Origin of the sequence: Alloactinosynnema sp. L-07 (genome assembly GCF_900070365.1) — a bacterium.
Classification (GTDB): Bacteria; Actinomycetota; Actinomycetes; order Mycobacteriales; family Pseudonocardiaceae; genus Actinokineospora.
This window is the reverse complement of sequence record NZ_LN850107.1, coordinates 7,149,493-7,167,146: the sequence shown is the minus strand read 5'-3', so window position 1 is coordinate 7,167,146 and position 17,654 is coordinate 7,149,493. Positions and strand designations below refer to the sequence as shown.

Genomic DNA, 17,654 nt, shown 5'->3' with positions numbered 1-17,654 from the left:
ACCGTTCGCGACTGATCTGAGGGGGTCTCGACTGTGAGTGCCACGACCGACCCAACCCGCCCGAGCACGGCCCGCCGACGCTGGCTCCTGCCCGCGCTGCTGATCCTCGGCTGGCTGGTGGTCGGCGCGGTCGGCGGACCGTTCGCCGGGAAGCTCAGCGCGGTCGCCGAGCAGGACAGCGCCACGTTCCTGCCCCGGTCGGCGGAGGCCACCCAGGTCAACGAACTGCAGGCGAGGTTCGCCGACGGCAAGGTGCTGCCCGCCGTGGTGGTCGCGGAGCGGCTGAGCGGGGTCACGCCCGCGGACGACCGGTTCCTGGCCGATCGGCTGGCCAAGCTCGACACCATCGACGGTGTGGTCGCGGCGATCCGCACGACCGGCCAGCCCCCGGCCGCGGCGCGTCAGGCCGTGATCGCGGTCGACGGCGACCTCGATCCGGCCGAGGTGGTCACCGCCGTCCGGGCCGTGCTGGCCGAGGGCAGGCCCGACGGGCTCACGGTGCTGGTGACCGGGCCCGCCGCGCAGCTCGCGGACCTCAAGGAGGCGTTCGCGGGCATCGATGGCCTGCTGCTGCTGGTGGCCGGTGCGGTGGTGGTCGCGATCCTGATCGTCGTCTACCGCAGCCCGCTGCTGCCGCTGGTGGTGCTGCTGTCGGCGGTGTTCGCGCTCGGGCTGGCCAGCCTGACGGTGTATCTGCTGGCCGAGCGCGACATTCTCGACCTCAACGGCCAGAGCCAGGGCATCCTGTTCATCCTGGTCTTCGGCGCGGCCACCGACTACGCGCTGCTGCTCGTCTCGCGGTTCCGCGAGGAACTGCGCGACACCGACGACCGCTACCAAGCACTGCGCACGTCCTGGCTGGCCACCATCGAACCGATCGCCGCGTCGGCGGGCACGGTCGTGCTCGGTGTGCTGTGCCTGCTGTTCAGCGATCTCAACTCCAACCGCGGCCTGGGCCCGGTCGCGGCCATCGGCATCGCGGCGGCGCTGCTGGCGACCACCACGTTCCTGCCCGCCGTGCTCGCGCTGTTCGGCCGGGCCGTGTTCTGGCCGCTGCGTCCCACCCTGGGCTCGCCGCACCCGGAGACCAGCGGCGCCTGGCACCGGGTGGCGAGCTGGATCGGCCGCGCGCCCCGCGCGATCTGGATCGGCACGACGCTGGTGCTGCTGGTCGGTGTCGCGTTCCTGCCGCAGCTGAAGGCAGGCGGCACCGCTCAGTCCGAGGTGTTCCTGACCGAGGTCGACTCCGTGGCCGGACAGCAGGTCGTCTCCCGCCACTTCCCCGGCGGCACCGGGGCCCCGACCATCGTGATCGCCAAGGCCGAGCGGGCAACCGAGGTGCTCACCGCCACCCGCGTCGACGGCGTGTCCACCGCGACGGTGACCGCGGGCCGCGACGGCGCTCCCCGCGTCGTGGACGGCCTGGTGAAGATCGACGTCGTGCTGGCCGACGCCGCGGACTCGGCGCCCGCCGTCGACACGGTGAAGCGCATCCGGGAACGGGTCCACCAGATCCCCGGCGCCGAAGCGATGGTCGGCGGGCCCACCGCGATCCAGCTCGACACCCAGGAGACCTCGAAGCGCGACCGGACGGTGATCATCCCGATCGTCCTGCTGGTGATCTTCCTCGTGCTCGCGCTGCTGCTGCGCTCACTGCTGGCACCCGCGCTGCTCATCGGGACCGTCGTCCTGTCCTTCGCCGCGACCATGGGCGTGGCCGCGCTGGTGTTCAACCACATCCTCGGGTTCCCGGGCGCGGACCCGGTCGTGCCGCTGTTCGGCTTCGTGTTCCTGGTGGCGCTCGGGATCGACTACAACATCTTCCTGATGACCCGGGTCCGCGAGGAGTCCAAGACCCTCGGCACCAGGGCGGGCACCCTGCGGGGCCTGACCCTGACCGGCGGCGTGATCACCTCGGCGGGCGTCGTGCTCGCCGCGACCTTCGCCGCGCTGGCCGTCATCCCGATCCTGTTCCTCGCCCAGATCGCCTTCATCGTCGCCTTCGGTGTCCTGCTCGACACCCTGCTCGTGCGCTCCCTGCTGGTCCCCGCCCTGGCCGTCGACATCGGCCGCGCGATCTGGTGGCCCTCCCGGCTCGACCTCCCCCGCGCGCCCGACCGCGGGCGCCCTGTCGGCGGCGACCTGTAGCGTGCGGTGACAGAGGGGACCGCTGAAACGACAAGGAGAACCGGGATCGTGAACGAGATCCTGGACGAGGCCTACACCCGGCTGCACGACTCAGGCCCGGAGTGGGGCGACGAGCTCTCCAACCACGGCCCGATGGCCGCCGAGGTCCTGGTCCGGCGCGGTCACGGGGACCTGGTGCCGCGCTGGATCGACGCCTACCTGCGCAGACTCGACGACCTGCCCGCCCCGTCAGAGCGAATCACCGACACCACCTGGCACACCGCTTTGAGCGACTTCGGCCGCATCGCGGACTGGGTCGCCTATTTCACCGAGGAACTCCACACCCATCCGTGGCGTGACGTTCTTGCCGTGTGGTGGCCTCGGTTGCTGCCCGGCATCGCAGCGGGCGCGACCCACGGTGTCATCCGGGTCAGCCATGCGTTGCGAACACTGCTTGCGGGTGATGAGAGTGAGCCCGCGGTGGTGGAGTTGGCGCACGGGCTGGCTTGGTGGGCGGCCCGGTCCGTCGGTGTTCCCTTCGCGGTCCCGGCAGGCGGCTTGGACTCGGCCGCCGCGTTGGAGTCCGTGCCACGAATCCCCATCCAGCAAGGACTTCTCGCCACCCGCCTGGGCAGGCTCGGCACCGAGTTCACCACTGCCTTGGCCACCCTGCGGCCTGCCACGGATCCGGACGACGCTCAGCAGCGACTGACGGACCTGGTCGACGCGGCCACCCGGAAGTACCTGACCCACGGCCACGCCAGCCCGGTCCTGCTCGTCCACATCGCTACGGCGCCGAACGCCGTCCTGCACGCTTTGCCCGCCCTCCCAAGGGATCTCTGGGCACCCAGCCTCACCAGTGCCTGGGCGGCAAGCGCCGCACTGATCGCCATGTACGCACCCACAGAAGGCGCCCCCCGCGACACCCTGCCGAACGCCCCCACCGCAAACGACCCCATCGCCGAAGTCCTCGAACGCGCAGCGGAGAACGGTGACGAACACGTCATCAAGTTCACCGACACGGCGGTCGAGGTCTACGGCAGAAGAGAAGACCCGGATGTCCTGGCGGCAGCGGTCCGCATCCGGGGGTTGCTGGGCGGGTAGCTTTGTGTGTGCCTGTTTGGCCCGTGGCGTTTCTCCTTCTCAGACTGCTACCAATTCTGCTGTTCGTTGGCGGATCGCTGGGGCGATGGCCAACTGGACCACCGATGCCGCGATCGCCAGGACCGCCAGTGTCGACCAGAGGACCGCCGGGCCCAGGCTGAGCAGTCCGGTGCCGATGCCTGGTGACAGTAGGTTGCTCAGGGAGAAAGCGAATCCGTATACGCCCATGTACCTGCCCCGTAGGTGTGCTGGGGCCAGGTTCGTCGCGATCGCCGCGCTTACGCCGGTGACAACGATCTCGCCAAGAGACCAGACGACAACTGTTGCCGCGTAGCCGATCGTTGACGACACCAGCATGGTGAGCCCGAATCCGAGGCCCACCAAGGTCATCCCCACCGCAGCCACCCGACTGTGATCATGCTTTCCCAGCCAGTTCACCACCAACGGCTGGATCAACACCACCACCACACCATTCACCGCCAACGCGATGCCATACGCCGCAGGGGAAAGGCCGTCCCCCTTCATCGCCAACGGCAGAGTGATCATCGACTGGTGGTAGACCACCGCATAGGCCAGCGTGATCAGGGTGAAGATCACCATCACCCGGTCGTTCAGCACCTGCCGGAACGACCCCGTCCCCGACGTGTCGCGAGGCGCCTCCTGAGAGGCCGGGACCAGGAACCACACCAGCAAGCCGAACACCACGCACGAGACGGCGTCGATCCAGAACAGCCAGAGGATCGCCCCCTCAGCCAGCGCTCCACCGGTCAGGACGCCGCCGGTGAAGCCCAGGTTCACCGCCCAGAACAGCAGCGCGAACGCCCTGGTCCGGTCCTTCACCGGGATGATGTCGCCCACCAGCGCGCTCGACGCCGGGCGGTAGACCTCCATCGCGACGCCGAGGAGGAACATGCAGGCGATGATGACGGCCAGGTTCTGACTGTAGGCCAGCGTCAGCATGATCGCGGCGGTGGCGAGCATGCCGCCGGTGAGGGTGACCCGGCGGCCGTAGCGGTCGGCGAGCGCGCCGGAGAGCAGCTGGGAGAAGAAGGCGCCCGCGCCGAAGACTGTGAGCACCGCGCCGACGGCGGCGACGGACAGGCCTCGGCTTCCGGTCAGGTAGAAGGCGAAGAACGGCTGGACCATGGTGCCGAGCCGGTTGACGAAGGTGCCGCCCCACAGCACCCAGTACGACCGGGGCAGCCCGCCGAACCGGTCGTGCAGGGCGGCCTGGAGGCGACTCACGCCGCGCTCCGGGCGGCTTCGTCGACCTCGATGGTGACGGTCGCGGCGTACTTCTCCACCAGGGGCGCGGTCTCCTCACCCAGGGGCACGTCGAAGATCACCGACACCGAGCGGGCCTCCGAGTCCGTCTGCGGGCCCAGGACGTCACCGGCCACCATCGTCACCAGGACCGCGTGGTCCTGGGCGGGCGCCTGCGCGTCCTGCGGGGTGAAGGCGGGCCAGCTGTCGTCGCGGGTCACCCACGACACAGGGGTGCCCGTGCTGGTGACGTCGCGCAGTTCGCCGAACGGGTGCTCCAGGTAGACCTGGCAGGCGCGGCGGCGCGGGGCCGGGTACGAGGTGGGCACGCCCAGGGCGAGGTCGAGCATCACCGGCTCCAGCGGCTGCCCCGTGGCCAGTTCCCACAGGAAGGTGATCCCGTCGCCGGGCAGGCGGGTCGCGATCTCCATCATGACCGGGCCGCCCGCCGACAGGCGGAACTCGGCGTGGCTGATCCCGTCACGGAAGCCGAGGCGGCGCAGCACCTCCGTGTTCGCGTCGACCAGGGCCTGACGGTCCACATCGGACAGTTCGGCTGGCGACGTGTGGCCCATCTCGGTGAAGAAGATCCCGGTCGACTCGTTGGTGCGCTTGCCGGTCACCTCGGCCCACAGCACCTTCCCGTGCTGGGTCAGCGCCTCCACCGAGAACTCCGGGCCCACGACCCGGCTCTCCACCAGCACCGTCTCGTCCTCCGGGTAGGTGGCGAGGACGTCGGCGAGTTCGTCGGGCCGGTGCACCTGCCGCACACCGAGGCTGGAGAACCGGCCGACCGGCTTGACCACGACCGGGAACGTGACGTCGGCGGCGATGGGTCCGCCGCGCTCTGAGGGGGTGACGACCTGGAACGTCGGCGAGAGGTCCGGCAGCGCGGTGCGCTGGAGCATCTTGTTGCGGCTCATCCGGCTCGACGCCGACCCCGCGCCGGGCACACCGAGGCAGTCGGCCACGACACCGACCGGCTCGACGAAGAAGTCGCCGATGCACAGCACGGCCTTGACGTCGTAGCGGCGCAGCAGCGGCTGGATGCCGGGGACGACGAAGTCGACCTTGGCGTCCTCCACCTCGACCACGTCGGCCAGCTTCGACAGCGGGTGCTCCGGGTCGGCGCGCAGTTCGGCGAGCCGAGCGGGGTCGGTGTAGGGGGTCACGACGAGCAGCGGCGCGTAGCCCCGGTTGTGCGCCTCGGTGATGAGCCTGGTCTGCCGGGCGACGATCACCAGGTCGCCCATGAAGAGCACGGCGGGCTTGCGGGTGGTGTTCATGTGTCCGATCCTTTGACGCTAGATGGGTTCTCTGAGCCGGGGAGTCCGGCACCGATGACGCGCAGCGCGCCGCGGGCAAGGGCGTCGTTCTGCCGGAACGACACCGCGTTGGACCGGGGCGTGGCGAACGTGGCGAAGTGCCGGACATTGGTGAACGGGCCGATCGCGTACCGCCGCGGATGCGGGTTCCCGTCGCGGTCCAGCACCTTGAAGTCCGTTGTGGACACCAGCAGCAGCCCGGAGCTGTGCTCGAATCCGTCCTCATCGGACAGCACGTGGTCGGTGGCCTCGCCGCGGTCGTAGAGCGCGCGCAGCAGCGGATCGGTGGTGCGGCTCAGGTCGGCCCGCGGCAGCCGGGCCTCGACCAGGGCGGTCGCCTCGACGCTGTCCGCGGTGCTGGCGCTGCCCGCGACGAACACGCCGAGGTCGTCGTCGGTGGCCACCCACATGTTTGCGCCGAGGAACCGCAGCACGCCCGCCTCGGACAGGGCGAGCAGCTGCCTGCTGCGCTGGGCGGGCGGGCCGCTGGTGTAGTACTCGAAGAACCCCTGCCACCAGCCGTGCACGTCCTCCACCATCGACCGGGCGGAGAGCTTGTCGGCGGCACGCAGCTGCCGCAGCTGCCGGTTGACCGACAGCATCGCGTAGTAGGCGCCGAGGTCGGCGCTGTGGATGAACTCGTCGCGCCGCCGCAGGTCGGCCGCCACGTGCTTGCGCACATGGAGCTGCACGTCGGCCAGGCTGGTGAACCACAGCCCGTCCAGCGGCCGGTCGAGCGCGGGCAGGTCGAACCGGTCGGCGGGCTCGGGCACCGCGGCCTCCACCAGCTCCCGCAGTTCGGCGCTGTCGAACGCGCAGGCGGCGTAGGCGGCGGCGAACTCGGGCCAGTCGGACATGACGCGGTGCGGGTGGGCGGTGAACAACTCGTGGTAGTAGCCCCAGCCGATCTCCTTGGCCATCAGCGGCCACAGGTCGCTGTGGAAGTCGACCCGCTCGCGCCCGGCGAGCACCTCGTCGAGCGCCGCGGCCTCGAAGAACCGCGGCAGCGGCGCGGGCTGCCCGCACAGCCGGTAGGCGATCTTGGCGCGCTGCGGGACGCCGCGGCGGGACCCGACCCACAGCACCGGCTCCTGCCCGCACGGCACGTACCGCAGCCTGCCCTCCTCCACCACGTACTCGCCGCCGCGCCCCTGCGTCAGCAGGGCCATGACGTCGACGAACGCGGCGCCGAAGCCGCGCAGCACGACGTTCTCCCCCGGCTTGAACCCGGAGAGGTCGGCGTCGGCGGTGTACGCGCTGGACAGGTGGCGCAGGCCGTGGCGGGCGGCGAACCCGGCCACCCGCAGGTCCTCCTCGGTCGGCTCGGCCTCCTGGTGGCCCAGCGCGAGCACCACGGCGTCGGCGACCAGCGGCTCGTCGCGGCCCGCCAGCCACACCGTCTGCCGCTCGCCGTGCCCGCCGTCCAGCCGCGTCGCGGTGGTCTCGTGCACGGTGACGGTGACGCCGTCGGGCGTGTCGGCGACGATCCGGTCGAACACCCAGCTCAGGTACCGGCTCTGCACCTGTCTGCTGGCGAAGCTCATGCCCAGCACATCCCAGTGGGTGCCGTCGGCCGCCGCCCACTCGCTCAGCGACGGCCCCGGCCGGATCGGCCCGCCACACCGCACGGTCTCGTCGGTGAACATGGTGACGTTGCCCGCCATCGCGTTCATCCACATCAGCGACGACTGTTCCTCGCGCCACACCCGCCCGCCGCCGGGCGGGTACGGGTCGACCAGCTCGACGCGCAGCGGCCTGGGCAGCTCGGCCACGCCCGCGTTGGCCAGCAGGCGTTCGAGTATCCCGGTCCCCCGGGGCCCGGCCCCGATGATGACCACGACAAGCGGGTCGACTCCCGGTTCGTTCACCCGGCTCACCCGCCGCCCCGGCATAGCCCACGGCCCACGTCCGCGCGACTCGTCACGTACCTGTTCACGTCACACCCCTCGCTACCGGTCGAGCACTTGGCCGTCGTGCGGCCGGTGGTCGCGCGAGCGGCGCAGGTCGGTGGCGACGAACGTGCGCTGCAGCCAGCGGTCGGCCCCGTCGTAGCGGGGCCGGAACGCGGTGCGGCCGTGCGCGGCCACCCGGTTGTCCACAATGGCCAGATCGCCCGCGTCGAGCCGCACGGCGGTGGCCGCGCCGTCGAACACCTGGGCCAGCTCGGCCAGCGCCGCGCCCGCGCGCGGGGTCAGCGGGGTCGTCGCGGCCAGGTCGACGCGCATGTCCGGGTCCTCCGGCGAACCGTGGAACACCGCGTGCGGTGCCGTGCCGCCCCCGCCCGCGCCGAACGACGGCGGCGGGTCGGTGACGAACTCGGCGCTGAACAGCGTCTGCCTGGCCGCCGCGCTCAGCCGCGGCAGGGCCTCGCGGACGCAGACCGTGCGCAGGCCCGCCACCCGGTCGTGGTCCGGCCGCAGGCACAGCAGCATGACGAAGTCCGGGCGGTGCCGGTGGAAGGCGTTCTCGTTGTGGAACGACAGCAGCACCGACCCCGCGTTGCCCTGGAAGGTCTCCTTCCCCGGGACCGGCACGACATCTTGCACCAGCGCGCCGGACTTCTCCGCGCGGAACGCCGCCGGTTCGCCCAGTTCGCAGGCCGTCATCATCAGCACCGCCGCCGGGACGGTGACCAGCCGCTGCACCGAGCCGTCCACCGCCGGGGTCGGCGGCAGCACGTCGCCGTCGACCGGCAGGCCGCGTACCAGCAGCGTGCCGGTGGGGCCGGAGTGGCGCTTGAACCGGCGCAGCGCCTGCCGCAACGCCACCGGCAGCCCGGCCGACGCCTCGCGCACCGCGGTCACCCAGGCCGGGTCGTCGACCTGCTCGTCACCCCAGGAGCACAGGTCAAGGGCGATCCGGTTCACCTCGGCGGCGTCCGCGGCGTCGAGCGTCGCGGCGTGCGCTGACGTGATCGTGGGAATCGACATCACCGCACCGCCACATCTCGCGTCACGGCGTGCGCCGACGTGATCGTGGACATTGTGGACATTGTGGGAATCGACATCACCGCACCGCCGCGTCGAAGGCGGGGAGCGCGAAGGGCGTCACCGTAGCGGTGTCTTCGATCTCGAAGCGGTTCGCGCAGCCACACGCCCGCGCGAGGTCGATCAGGATCGGCGCGGCGCCGGTGAGCAGGGCCCGCACCTCGAAGAGCAGGTCGCCGAGGCGGTCGTCGGCGGCGATCCCCGCCGTGGCGGTCAGCCTGCTGAGCTGGTCGACGATCAGCGCCGCGGCCCTGGTCAGGCTGTAGGCGTCGAGTTCGTAGCAGGTGCGGAACCGGTCGAGCACCGCTCGCGCCCGCTGCCGCGCCGCAGCCGACACCGCGAGCGGCACCCCGTCGGCCCCGGCGTCCGCGACGGCCTTGGCCAGCAGCCCCGCCAGCTTGTTCCACGGCTCGACCAGCCGCTCGCCGGTGATCTTGGTCAGCGCGTCGCGGCCGAAGTTGGTCGTCTGGTGCTCCGGGGCGCTCAGCGCCAGATAGAACCGGATCAGGTCTCGCGGCAGCTCGGCGAGCAGGTCCTTGGTGTGCAGGACATGGCCGAGACTGGTGGAGAACTTCTCGTTCTCCAGCTCGTAGAACTCGTTGGAGATGATCGAGTCCGGCAGCACGTACCGGCCATCGTGGGCCATCAGCAGCGCCACGTGGGTCAGGCCCCAGAAGTAGACGTTGTCGAAGCCGATGAAGTAGATGACCTCGGCGTCACGCTCGCTGCGCCAGTGCTCGTCGTCGGTCGCGGCGCCCTCGCCGAGCTGCTCGGCGGCGAAGGCCGTGCAATACATGACCGCCGGGATGCCCTCGACCCACGCGTTGATCACCTGTCCGGGCGTCTCCTCGAACGGCGCCGGGATGCCCCACGAGACCGGGTAGGTGACCGGGAAGTCCGGTAGCGGCTTGGCGAGCACCTCGCGGAACAGCTGCACGGTGTGCGGGCGCATCCGCGACTCGCGGGCCAGGTAGAACTCGGTGAGCTGGTCGCGGTAGCGCTCCATGGGCAGCACCAGGATCTCCGCGGCCCGGTGCGTCACCTCGTCCTCGGCATCCATTGTGGACTGTGGCTCGACCAGCTCGTCGAAGTTGTTGGGGTGCCCGCAGCTCTCACACAGCCCACCCCGGCTGCGCACCAGGCAGATCGGGCAGTACCCGCAGACCAGTCCCTCGACCAGGAACTCGCCGGTCCGCTCGTTGTAGGGCAACTGGACCGTGCGGAGTTCGAACTTGCCCGCGGCGTACAGGTCGCCGACGAAGTCGAGCACGGAGGCGCGGTAGCGGTCGTCGTAGGGCGCGAAGCCGTCGAGCGAGATACCCATGTCGGCCAGGGTCTGGCGAATCGCGTGCCAGGACCGGCCGCTGAGCTCCTGCGGGGTGATCCCCTTGCGGCGGGCGCTGGCGAGCACATAGGTCTGGCTGTCGTCGGTGCCGGAAGAGAACACGACCTCGCGACCGGTGGAGCGCAGGTAGCGGGCGTGCACGTCGGCGGCGAGGAACGGGCCCGCGAGGTGCCCGACGTGCAGGTCGCCATTGGACGTCGGCGGGGTGTCGATGACCAGGGCGGGTCGGCTTAAGTGTTCCCCCATGGCTCAGCCCTCGCCTTCGTGGCGGGCGGCGAAGGACTTGGTCATCTCCACGTCCCACCACACGGTGTACATCTCGAAGTCCTCGGCGCCCTCGTTGATGACCTGGTGGTCGGTGAACGGCGGGAAGTGGACGACGTCGCCCGCGGTGAAGGTCGTGCGCTCCCCCTCGGACTCCAGCGCCGCGGTACCGGTCACCGCGATGAAGATCTCGTACTCGTGGTGGGCGTGGCGCTGCGACGACGCGCCGGGCTTGATCAGGCACCACGCGCCCTCGAACGGGGCGTTCAGCGCCGACCAGGGCAGCAGGCGCTGCGAGTGGTTGTTGTCGGGCCCCAGTCGGTCCCGGTCCAGGCTGCGGATCTCCACAGAAGTCTCCTTGTCAACTGGCGGGAACAACGGCGGGCACCAGGACTGGTCGTGGTCGAGCGGGCGCGGGTCCCAGCTCTCCGGCTTCGGCGCGGCGGGCCAGGATGTCGCCCGCGATGTCCGCGCCGCGCACGGCGAGCACGCTCAACAGCGAGTCGCTGATGCCGTGGGTCGCCTCGTTGACGCCCTGCAGGTAGCAGGCGCCGGTGGCGGGCGTGCCCAGGCGCAGCCGGTAGTCGCGGGTCACCTCGACCCGGCTCAGTCCCAGCGACTTGGCCAGGCCCCGCACCAGCGCGGGCTGCTGGCGGACGAAGCCGGTGCCCAGCAGGACCAGATCGCACCGCAACTCGTCCACGGCGCCGGTCCTGCGGTCGGTCAGTTCGAGCACGACGTCGTCGCCGTCCTCGAAGGCGGCGGTCACCTCGGTCATGGTGACGACGCGGAGCCTGCCCGCGCCGCTCATCCGGTCGAGGTAGAGGCCGCGGTACAGCTTCTCCAACAGGTCCGGCGCGAGTCCGGAGTAGTTGGTGATGTGCATCTCCCGCATGATCTGTTCGCGGGCGGGCGGGCGGGCGGTGAAGAAGTCGTCCACCGCGCCCGGGTAGTACAGCTCGTTGGTGAACTTGCTGTTCTCATAGGTCTTCAGCCCGACCGACCGCATCACCAGCGTCGGCGTGCAGTCGGGCAGGTCGGTCTGGACCGCGTCGAACATCTCCGCGGCGCTCTGCGCCCCGCCGATCACCACGACGCGCTGGGCGCCGTCCTTGGGCAGCCGGGCGATCCGGGGCAGATAGTCGGTGCTGTGGATGACGCGCTCGGCGGGCAGCGTCGCGAATTCGGTCGGGACAAAGGGATCGCGGCCCGCGCCGACGACCAGGTACCGGCTGCGGATGGTCGAGCCGTCGGCCAGCCGGGTCAGCCAGCCGGTGACGGTGCCCGACTCGTCGCGGCACGGTTCGATCCCCGCGCAGCGCCGCCGGTATTCCACCCGGACCTTGGCCAGTGAGTCGGCGGCCCAGCGGAAGTAGTCGGAGATCTCCTGCCGGTATGGCCAGAAGTCGCCAAGGTTGATGAAGTCGCTGAGTCTGCCGATGGAGTGCAGATAGTTGACGAACGAGAACCGGCTGCGCGGGTCGCGCAGGGTCACCAGGTCCTTGAGGAACGAGACCTGGCTCTGCGCGCCGTGCAGCAGCATCCCCCGCTGCCACGACACGGTGTCGGCTTGTTCGATCACCAGCGAGTTCGCCGCCAGGTCGTCGGGCGCGAGCTCGTCGAGGGCCACGGCCAGGGCCAGGTTCGCCGGTCCCGCGCCGATGGCGAGCAGTTCCACGTCGCGATGCGCCATATGCCACTCCCCCAACTACTTCTGAACTGCGGTCTGTGGCCATCCTGGTTGGACTGATCAACGAGTCGCATCTTCACCCGTGCTGTCCGATTCGAGTCCAGAAGTGCGCACTTTCGGATAATCCATAGTGGATCAAGCGCAGGTAGGGTCGCGATGAATTCAGGACTCGGAGGGAGGCGCAGATGAGTATCACCTTGTGGTTCGATCCCAGCTGCCCGTTCACCTGGCGCACGTCACGGTGGATCAAGGACGTCGCCGGACGTCGCGACGAGAAGGTCAGCTGGCGGTTCCTGAGCCTGGCGATCCTCAATGAGGGCAAGGAGATCCCGGAGAACTACCGCGCCGCCCACCTGCGCGCCCGCGCGGCCCTGCGCGTCCTCGCGGCCACCGACGAGCGGTACGGCCAGGACGCCGTCGACCGGCTCTACACCGCGATCGGCGAACGCGTGCACGGTCCCGCCGACCGTCAGCTCACCCTCGACGTGATCGTCGAGGCGCTGGCCGAGGCCGAGCTGCCCGCCGAGCTGATCGACGCCACCGAGGACGAGTCGCTCGACTCGATCGTCCGGGAGAGCCACGAGACCGGCCAGGCCAGAGTGGGCACCGAGACCGGCAGCCCGGTGACCGCCTTCGACGACGCCCCCGGATTCTTCGGCCCCGTCGTGTCCGCCGTCCCGGCCCCCGAGGACGGGGACCGCCTGCTCGACGGGCTGCGCCTGCTGTCCCCGGTGCGCGTCTTCAGTGAGATGAAGCGCGCCCGCGACCCGTTATCGTGACTGGGGATTCCATGGGGTACTACGAGTACAAGCACACCGTCGAGACCGGGGAGACCACACTGGTCGGCAATGTGCACTTCGTGGCGTATCTGCGCTGGCAGGGCCGCTGCAAGGAGAACTTCCTCAAGGAGCAGGCCCCGGCGCTGGTGGCCGACGGCCTGCGGCTGCACACCGTCAAAGCCGAGTGCGAGTACTTCTCCGAGATCCTCGCCGCCGACGAGCTGTCGGTCCGCATGCGCCTGGAGGAGCTGACCCGCACCCAGCTGCAGTTCACCTTCGACTACGTCCGCTTCCGCGCGGGCAGCGAGAAGCTGGCCGCGCGGGGCAGGCAACGGGTGGCGTGTGTGGTCGGTGCCGAGCCCAAGGTGTCGGAGGTCCCTGGCGGACTGCGCGACGCGCTGCTGCCCTACGCCGAGTCGCCCTGCTGAGAGAACTCTGCCGAACAGCGAAGTGCCCCCTCCGACCAGTCGGTCAGAGGGGGCACTTCTGGAGAGCGTTAGAAGGTGCCTTGGGTCTGGACGTTCAGCTCGGTGAACGTCACCGACTTCGCCGGGTCGGTGCGTGGGTCGGTGATGTCGACGACGTCGAGGCCCTTGACCAGGTCGGAGGAGTAGATCCGGCCGTTGTACCAGTACGCCGACCACGACCCGCCCGAGCCGTTGTTCGGCAGCGGCCCGCGCTCGAAGAAGCCGATCTCGACCGGGCGCGCGGAGTCGGTGAAGTCCCACACCTGCACGCCGCCCTGGTACCAGGCCTGCACCATGATGTCGCGGCCCGCGATCGGCAGCAGCGAACCGTTGTGCGCCACGCAGTTCTCACTGCTGGACTGGTACCGAGAGATCTTGAAGTAGCTACGGAACACCAGCGTGCGCGCGTCCCCGGTGCCGGTGATGTCGTAGACACCGTCCGCGCCGCGGTTCGGGCCGGTCTTCCTGTTGCAGGTCGCCGCGCCGCCGCCGCCGAGTTCGTCGGTGAAGACGACCTTCGTGCCCGCGTTGTTGAACGTCGCCGAGTGCCAGAACGCGAAGTTCGTGTTGTCCTGCACCTGGTGGATCACCCGGGGCGCCTCGCGGTCGGCGATGTCGAGCAGGACACCGTCACCCATGCACGCGCCCGCCGCGAGGTCCTTCGACGGGTACGCGGTGATGTCGTGGCAGCCGGTGGTCGCGGCGACCTTGCTGGAGCCGGGGTTGCCGCCGCCGGGGAACAGCACCGGGGTGGCGACGACCGAGGCCGAGGTCGGGCTGGCCAGCGGCACCTTCACGATCGAGATCTTGTCGTGCGGCGGCTGGCACTTCGACAGCGTTGACGACGGCGAGTACGACGAGACATAGAGGTAGACGGCCGCGCCGGTCTTGTCCGGAACCAGCGTGTGCGTGTGCGAGCCGCACGCGGTCTCCACGCTCTTGAGGTAGCGCGGGTTCCGCTTGTCGCTGATGTCGAAGATCTTGATGCCCTCCCAGTACTGCGTCCCGCTGCTGGTGGAGGTCGACGTGCACGAGTCGTTGGTGCGGCGGGAGTCGGTGGACAGGAACAGCAGGTTCCCGCTCACCGACAAGTCGTTCTGCGAACCGGGGCAGAGCACCTGGCTAGCGACGACGGGCCGGTCCTTGTCGGTGATGTCGTAGATCGTGAAGCCGTCGTAGTCACCCGCGATCGCGTAGTCGCCGGTGAACGCTAGGTCGGTACCCGTGTGGCCGGGACCGTTCAGCGGCGCGGTCGCCGGCACGTTCGCGACATGGCGGACATTGGCGCTGGTGACGACCTCGTCGACGGCGGGGAACCCGGGCGCCGCGTCGGCGGCGGGGGCAACCAGGACGGCGGCGGGGACGAGCAGGGCGGCGGACAGCAGACGTAACCGGGTGGCGGACATGCAAGATCCTTCCCCAGGCAAGCCGGGATATTTTCTCTTTCCGGGCAGTATCAACCGCCAGAGTTCCTGTTCCCAGAGTTCCCATTGAAGAACTTTCACCAGATTCCCAGTAGGCACCCGTTTCACCCTGCGGGACGGTCGACCGGTCCCGGCGGTTCTCCCTACACTGGCCGCGAAATGTCCGGACAATAGAAGGGGGCCAGCTCGTGGGCCTGCAACTCGGTGACATCGCACCCGACTTCACCGCCGACACGACCGCCGGTGAGATCGGGTTCCGGGAGTGGAAGAGCGGTTCCTGGGCGGTCCTGTTCAGCCACCCGGCCGACTTCACCCCCGTGTGCACCACCGAACTCGGCCGCGTGGCCCAGCTCAAGGCGGAATGGGCCGCACGCGGCGCCAAGCCGATCGCCCTGTCGGTCGACTCCGTCGCCGACCACAACAACTGGATCCCGGACATCGACGCGGTCAACGAGACCACCGTCGACTACCCGATCATCGCCGACCCGGACAAGAAGGTCGCCGAGCTCTACGGGATGATCCATCCCAACGAGGGCGACACCTCCTCGGTCCGGTCGGTCTTCATCATCGACCCGGCCGACAAGGTCCGTCTGACCCTCACCTACCCCAAGAGCGTCGGCCGCAACTTCGACGAGATCCTGCGCGCCCTCGACGCCCTGCAGCTCACCGACCGCGCCGCGGTCTCCACCCCGGTGGACTGGCGCAAGGGCGACCGCGTGATCGTCCCGCCCACGGTGTCCACCGAGGACGCCAAGGCCAAGTTCGGCGACGTCGACGAGGTCAAGCCCTACCTGCGCTTCGTGGCCGCGCCCGAAGCCTGATCCGGCAGGCGGTGGCCCCCTGATCACCCTGGGGGCCACCCCGCCCGGCCCTACGGCGTCTGCGCCGCGCAGATCAGCACGTACGCGACTTCCACCATGATCAGACTGGGCTGCGGCTCGCTGTCGATGTCGGCACGCCACGCCGCCAGAAGGCTCAGGACCTCATCGTCGCTGGTCACACGCACCTCCCGGGTCACAAGATGTCGCCGGAGGGCGAGCGTCCGTTACACCGGCAGAACAGAACGCGCCGCAGGCGGGCAGGCTTGTCGCCGACCCGCCTGCGTTTCGAGGGACGAGACCTACCGCGCGGATTCGCGGTTGAACAGCTTCTTCGACCAGAGGTAGCCGCCGAGGGCGATGACGACGCACCAGCCCACCGCGATCGCGGCGTTGTTCCCGATCGGAGTGCCCATCAGCAGACCGCGCAGGGTCTCGATGAGCGGGGTGAACGGCTGGTACTCGGCGAACCAGCGCAGCACCGTCGGCATCGAGTCGGTCGGGACGAACCCGCTGCCCAGGAACGGAAGCAGGACCAGCGGCATACCGACGTTGCTCGACGCCTCGACGCTCTTGCTGGCCAGGCCGAGCGCGACCGACAGCCAGACGAAGGCGAAGGTCATCATCACCAGGACACCGACGGTGGCGAACCAATCGCCGACGCTCGCCGACGGGCTGAAGCCGATGAGCAGCGCGACACCGAGGACGGCGGCGATGCTCATCATCGTCTGGATGACGCTGCCGACGACGTGTCCGGTGAGGACGGACACGCGGGCGATGGACATGGTTTTGAACCGGTCGACGATGCCCTCGGTCATGTCCATGGCGACCGAGATGGCGGTGCCCTGGACCGCCGAGGAGATCGTCATCAGGATGATCGCCGGGGTGACGTAGTTGACATATACGTCGCGCCCGCCGCCCGCGCCGCCGATCCCGGCGCCGAGCGTGCCGCCGAAGACGTAGACGAACAGCAGAAGGAAGACGATCGGCATCCCGATGAGCAACACCGTCATCGACGGGTAGCGCACCATGCGCCTGAGGTTGCGGCGAAGCATGGTCGCCGAGTCGGTCAGTGCGAGGGTCATCGGCTTCTTCGCCGGGCTCATCGTGTTGCTCATCGCGCAGCCACCTTCTGGGTTCCGGTGAGGGCAAGGAAGACGTCGTCGAGGTCGGGGGTGTGCACGCTGAGCGACTCGACCTCGACGGCGCTGCCGTCGACCCGGTCGAGCAGCGCCTTGAGGGATTTGAGGCTGCCGTCGTGCGCCACGCGCAGGGTGAGCGTGTCGTTGTCGCGGGACGACTCGCCCACGGCGCGCGCCGCGGTCTCGAGGTCGCGGGGGTCGGCGAAGCGCAGCTCGACGTGGCCGCCGGGGATGCGCCGCTTGAGTTCGTCCGGGGTGCCCTGGGCGACGATCTTCCCGTGGTCGAGCACCGCGATCCGGTCGGCGAGCTCGTCGGCCTCCTCCAGGTACTGCGTGGTGAGGAAGATGGTGACGCCGCCCGAGACCAGGTCCCGCACGATCTGCCACATGCCGCGTCGGCTGCGCGGGTCGAGGCCGGTGGTGGGCTCGTCGAGGAAGATCACCCGCGGCGACCCGACGAGGGTCATCGCGAGGTCGAGCCTGCGCCGCATCCCGCCGGAGTAGGTCGACACCGGCTTGCGGGCCGCCTCGACCAGGTCGAACTGGTCGAGCAGTTCGGCGGCCCTGCGCCTGCCCGCGGCCCGGCCCAGGTGGTGCAGGTCCGCCATCAGGATCAGGTTCTCGTGGCCGGTCAGCAGGTTGTCGACCGCGGAGAACTGGCCGGTGACACCGATCGCCGCGCGCACGGCGTCGGGCTCGGCGGCGACGTCGTGGCCCGCGACCGTCGCGGTGCCGCCGTCGCCCCTGATCAGTGTGGAGAGGATCTTCACGGTGGTGGTCTTGCCCGCGCCGTTGGCGCCGAGCAGCGAGAAGACGCTGCCCTTGGGGACATCGATGTCGATGCCGTCGAGTACGACGTGGTCGCCGAACGACTTGCGCAGTCCGGTCACCGTGATGGCCGAGATGGTCATGGGGATCC

At 69.8% G+C, this 17,654-nt stretch carries 16 protein-coding genes; 5 read left to right on the top strand and 11 right to left on the bottom strand.

Annotated features, from left to right (window positions below; genetic code table 11):
- Positions 1–33: 33 nt before the first annotated feature.
- Together BN1701_RS32810 and BN1701_RS32805 are read left to right on the top strand one after the other, a co-directional pair.
- Complete coding sequence (locus BN1701_RS32810) at positions 34–2,148, top strand: MMPL family transporter (RefSeq protein WP_054055272.1); 2,115 nt, start codon at positions 34–36, stop codon at positions 2,146–2,148.
- Positions 2,149–2,196: 48 nt separating this feature from the next.
- Positions 2,197–3,231: a questin oxidase family protein gene (locus tag BN1701_RS32805; protein WP_054055270.1), complete on the top strand. Its 1,035-nt coding sequence runs from the start codon at positions 2,197–2,199 to the stop codon at positions 3,229–3,231.
- Positions 3,232–3,270: 39 nt separating this feature from the next.
- On the opposite strand, the gene BN1701_RS32800 is transcribed toward BN1701_RS32805, so the two are convergent.
- The 7 genes from BN1701_RS32800 to BN1701_RS32770 form a co-directional block, all read right to left on the bottom strand.
- Positions 3,271–4,476 carry an MFS transporter gene (locus tag BN1701_RS32800; protein WP_082860208.1) on the bottom strand — a complete coding sequence of 402 codons (1,206 nt, stop codon included), beginning with the start codon at positions 4,474–4,476 and terminating at the stop codon, positions 3,271–3,273.
- Positions 4,473–5,780, bottom strand: a complete 1,308-nt coding sequence (locus BN1701_RS32795; protein WP_054055268.1) for an acetyl-CoA carboxylase biotin carboxylase subunit family protein — start codon at positions 5,778–5,780, stop codon at positions 4,473–4,475. The genes BN1701_RS32800 and BN1701_RS32795 overlap by 4 nt, the downstream gene beginning before the upstream one ends.
- Positions 5,777–7,687: an FAD/NAD(P)-binding domain-containing protein gene (locus BN1701_RS32790; protein WP_231949783.1), complete on the bottom strand. Its 1,911-nt coding sequence runs from the start codon at positions 7,685–7,687 to the stop codon at positions 5,777–5,779. Before BN1701_RS32790 ends, BN1701_RS32795 begins: the two co-directional genes overlap by 4 nt.
- Positions 7,688–7,768: 81 nt before the next feature.
- On the bottom strand, positions 7,769–8,749 hold the full coding sequence (locus tag BN1701_RS32785) for a TauD/TfdA family dioxygenase (protein ID WP_054055263.1): 981 nt from the start codon (positions 8,747–8,749) through the stop codon (positions 7,769–7,771).
- A gap of 76 nt (positions 8,750–8,825) precedes the next feature.
- Positions 8,826–10,397 carry a class I tRNA ligase family protein gene (locus BN1701_RS32780; protein WP_054055261.1) on the bottom strand — a complete coding sequence of 524 codons (1,572 nt, stop codon included), beginning with the start codon at positions 10,395–10,397 and terminating at the stop codon, positions 8,826–8,828.
- 3 nt (positions 10,398–10,400) lie between these two features.
- Positions 10,401–10,763, bottom strand: a complete 363-nt coding sequence (locus BN1701_RS32775; protein ID WP_054055260.1) for a cupin domain-containing protein — start codon at positions 10,761–10,763, stop codon at positions 10,401–10,403.
- 13 nt (positions 10,764–10,776) lie between these two features.
- Complete coding sequence (locus BN1701_RS32770; protein WP_054055258.1) at positions 10,777–12,108, bottom strand: lysine N(6)-hydroxylase/L-ornithine N(5)-oxygenase family protein; 1,332 nt, start codon at positions 12,106–12,108, stop codon at positions 10,777–10,779.
- 182 nt (positions 12,109–12,290) lie between these two features.
- Here BN1701_RS32770 and BN1701_RS32765 point away from each other — a divergent pair, with 182 nt between their 5' ends.
- Both BN1701_RS32765 and BN1701_RS32760 read left to right on the top strand, forming a co-directional pair.
- Positions 12,291–12,884, top strand: a complete 594-nt coding sequence (locus BN1701_RS32765; RefSeq protein WP_054055256.1) for a DsbA family protein — start codon at positions 12,291–12,293, stop codon at positions 12,882–12,884.
- 11 nt (positions 12,885–12,895) lie between these two features.
- Positions 12,896–13,312, top strand: coding sequence for a thioesterase family protein (locus tag BN1701_RS32760; protein WP_054055254.1), 417 nt, complete (start codon positions 12,896–12,898; stop codon positions 13,310–13,312).
- A 68-nt stretch (positions 13,313–13,380) separates the two neighbouring features.
- On the opposite strand, the gene BN1701_RS32755 is transcribed toward BN1701_RS32760, so the two are convergent.
- Positions 13,381–14,757, bottom strand: a complete 1,377-nt coding sequence (locus BN1701_RS32755) for an LVIVD repeat-containing protein (protein ID WP_054055252.1) — start codon at positions 14,755–14,757, stop codon at positions 13,381–13,383.
- A 206-nt stretch (positions 14,758–14,963) separates the two neighbouring features.
- On the opposite strand from BN1701_RS32755, the gene BN1701_RS32750 reads away from it, so the two are divergent.
- The gene (locus BN1701_RS32750) at positions 14,964–15,596 is read left to right on the top strand and encodes a peroxiredoxin (protein WP_054055250.1); all 633 of its coding nucleotides are present in this window, start codon (positions 14,964–14,966) and stop codon (positions 15,594–15,596) included.
- A 50-nt stretch (positions 15,597–15,646) separates the two neighbouring features.
- Here the strand turns inward: BN1701_RS32750 and BN1701_RS37965 are convergent, their stop codons facing one another.
- The 3 genes from BN1701_RS37965 to BN1701_RS32740 all read right to left on the bottom strand — a co-directional run bounded on the left by BN1701_RS37965 (position 15,647) and on the right by BN1701_RS32740 (position 17,646).
- Positions 15,647–15,775, bottom strand: a complete 129-nt coding sequence (locus BN1701_RS37965; RefSeq protein WP_255364669.1) for a hypothetical protein — start codon at positions 15,773–15,775, stop codon at positions 15,647–15,649.
- Positions 15,776–15,895: 120 nt separating this feature from the next.
- A complete protein-coding gene (locus tag BN1701_RS32745; RefSeq protein WP_054055249.1) occupies positions 15,896–16,711 on the bottom strand; it encodes an ABC transporter permease in 816 nt (271 codons plus the stop codon).
- On the bottom strand, positions 16,708–17,646 hold the full coding sequence (locus BN1701_RS32740) for an ATP-binding cassette domain-containing protein (protein ID WP_054055247.1): 939 nt from the start codon (positions 17,644–17,646) through the stop codon (positions 16,708–16,710). The genes BN1701_RS32745 and BN1701_RS32740 overlap by 4 nt, the downstream gene beginning before the upstream one ends.
- Between the last annotated feature and the right edge of the window lie 8 nt (positions 17,647–17,654).